Annotated in this window: 2 protein-coding genes; both read left to right on the top strand. The window is 43.4% G+C overall.

Annotation, left to right across the window (positions count from 1 at the left end; genetic code table 11):
- Nucleotides 1-182 precede the first annotated feature (182 nt).
- Nucleotides 183-1736, top strand: a complete 1554-nt coding sequence (gene istA / locus E0F88_RS33465; protein ID WP_229213995.1) for an IS21 family transposase — start codon at nucleotides 183-185, stop codon at nucleotides 1734-1736.
- Between the two features lie 75 nt (nucleotides 1737-1811).
- Nucleotides 1812-2558, top strand: a complete 747-nt coding sequence (gene istB / locus E0F88_RS33460) for an IS21-like element helper ATPase IstB (RefSeq protein WP_131963147.1) — start codon at nucleotides 1812-1814, stop codon at nucleotides 2556-2558.
- The last annotated feature ends 89 nt before the right edge of the window (nucleotides 2559-2647 follow it).

Here is a 2647-nt window from a genome sequence, read left to right as displayed (position 1 = left end):
TGAGAAAAGAGGCGCAAACTGAGCCACCTCCGGAAGTGCAAACTGAGCCACTCCCGGAAGTGCAACTTGAGCCACTTTGGAGAGGTATAATTTGGTAGCTGTAATTCCTGAAGTTTGTCCTGGTATTGACCTGAAACATAGCGGTCGCTGCCAGATGAACCATGGCTAACCAGCGAATCCAAATGTTTCAAGTCAAACGCATCATTGAACTGCGGGCCTCAAAGAAGAGTAACCGCTTTATTGCCCGGGTTTTAGGTATATCCCGCAATACGCTCGACAGCTATCTAAAGCAATTGTCCAGTCACAACCCGGATTTATTAACCTTTTTATCGTGGACAGAGGAGCAGCTGGACAAGTTGCTTAATCCGGTGATAGTAGAAGTCCCGGCATCTCATCGTGAGCTTTATGCTCTTTTCCCAGGCTATGTAAAAGAACTTACCCATGTGGGTGTAAGCCGGATGACATTGTGGACGGAATATTGTCTAAAACATCCGACCGGGACCGGATACCGCCACTTCTGCAATCTTTTTCGCCAATGGCAGGCATCTCAAAAAGTTACCATGCATATTGAGCACAAAGCCGGCGATAAACTTTTCGTAGATTTTGCAGGTGACAAACTCCATCTGATAGACATTGAGACAGGACAGCAAATTCCAGTAGAGTTCTTTGTAGCTATTTTACCTTGCTCGCAAATTACTTATGCTCAGTGCGTAATGAGCCAGCGAAAAGAGGACTTTATCCTGGCTCTGAGTAGTGCCCTTGCTTATTTTGGTGGTGCCCCGCAAGCCATTGTTCCGGATAATCTGAAAGCAGCCGTCAATAAAGCAGATCGTTATGAACCTGAGATTAACCAGACTCTTGCAGATTTTGCATCTCATTACGGAACTTGCATTTTTCCGGCCCGTAGCCGAAAGCCGAAAGACAAGGCATTGGTGGAGAGCGCTGTTAATATTCTTTATGGGCGTATCTATGCTCCATTGCGCAACCGTATCTTTCATTCCCTTGACCAGCTCAATTCCGCTGTTTGGGAGCTCCTGGAAATTCATAATGATGTTCAACAAAAGGGAAAAGAAAGTTCACGCCGTGAGCGGTTTATCGAATTAGAAAAGTCTATTCTAATTCCTTTACCCTCAAAACATTATCAATTAAAAAAGTTCTCCTTATCAAAAGTCCATCCTAACGGCCATGCCACTTTAAAGGAGGATAAGCATTACTACTCAGTCCCTTACAGGCTAACTGGTAAACAGGTGAAATTGATTTATACACATGAGTCAGTAGAGATTTATCATAATCACCAACGCGTTGCATGCCATGAAAGGCTCATTACCAAAGGCCGTTATACCACATTAAAAGAGCATTTACATCCCAGTCATCAGTGGATTAACAGTTGGTCCCCACTTTTTTTTGAAGAGCAGGCAGACAAAATTGGTCCTAATACCCGGCTTGCCATTGATGAAATCTTACGAATGAGGGTTTATCCGGAACAGGCTTACCGCTCCTGTGTAGGGGTTTTAAGTTTTGCTAAACGTTACACGGCACAGCGTCTGGAGAAAGCCTGTGAAAGGGCTTTATATTATAATCATATCTCCGCAACGCTGATAAAGTCCATTCTAAACCGTGAACTGGACCGTATCCAGTTAGTAGATGAAGAGATCACCTTCACCGATCCCGATGGTACCCCACGGCCTGTTATTCCGCTACATGACAATATCAGAGGAGCCGATTCTTATCAATAAGCAGCTAATGAAAAAAGATAAAATGCCGCTCAATATTAATCAAAGTAAATATTAACAATCAAACAATAAAATAACATGAACAATCAGGCAACCCTTGACCAGATGCGTCAATTATCCCTACCAGGGATGGCACAGGCTTTTGAAACGATCATTACTTTACCGATCGATAAGCAGCTCACCACAGATCAACTCGTAGCGCATCTGATCCATGCTGAATATGAGCATAGACAGCACCGGAAAATGCAGATCGCAATTAAACAGGCAAAGTTCAGATATCAATCTGCTGTTGAAGAGATTGAGTATCAGCCTGAAAGGAACCTGGATAAAAACCTGATTCTCCGTCTGGCGGATACAAGCTTCATTACCCGAAGTGAAAATGTTCTCATAACGGGTGCTACAGGCTGCGGTAAAAGCTTTGTCGCTACGGCTTTGGGTTACCAGGCTTGTCAGATGGGTTTACGGGTGGCCTATTTTTCTTTACCCAAACTCTTGCAGAAACTTCACCTTGCCAAAGCTGATGGCTCTTACGCGAAAGAATTGGCGCGTCTTGAAAGAATGCATTTACTTATCCTTGACGATTGGGGATTACAGCCTCTGGATAACCATGCTAAAATGGCAATAATGCAGCTGATTGAAGACAGGCATGCTAAATCATCGACTATCATAACTTCTCAGTTACCGATTAACAAATGGTATGATTACCTGGCAGAACCGACTCTGGGCGATGCCATAATGGATCGAATTTTACAGCATGCAAACCGTATCGAATTAAAAGGGCAGTCAATGAGAGTAAGAATGAATATGCAGCAAAATCCAGTTTAGTTTTTAATTTTGTAATGCTACTGATTATATCTCTTCTAAGTGGCTCAGTTTGCAGCTCCGAAGGTGGCTCACTTTCAATGCCATACTCA

Source organism: Dyadobacter psychrotolerans, assembly GCF_004349265.1.
In the GTDB taxonomy this organism is placed as follows: domain Bacteria; phylum Bacteroidota; class Bacteroidia; order Cytophagales; family Spirosomataceae; genus Dyadobacter; species Dyadobacter psychrotolerans.
The sequence above is the reverse complement of the archived record's forward strand: the minus strand, read 5'-3'. Positions and strand labels throughout refer to the sequence as shown.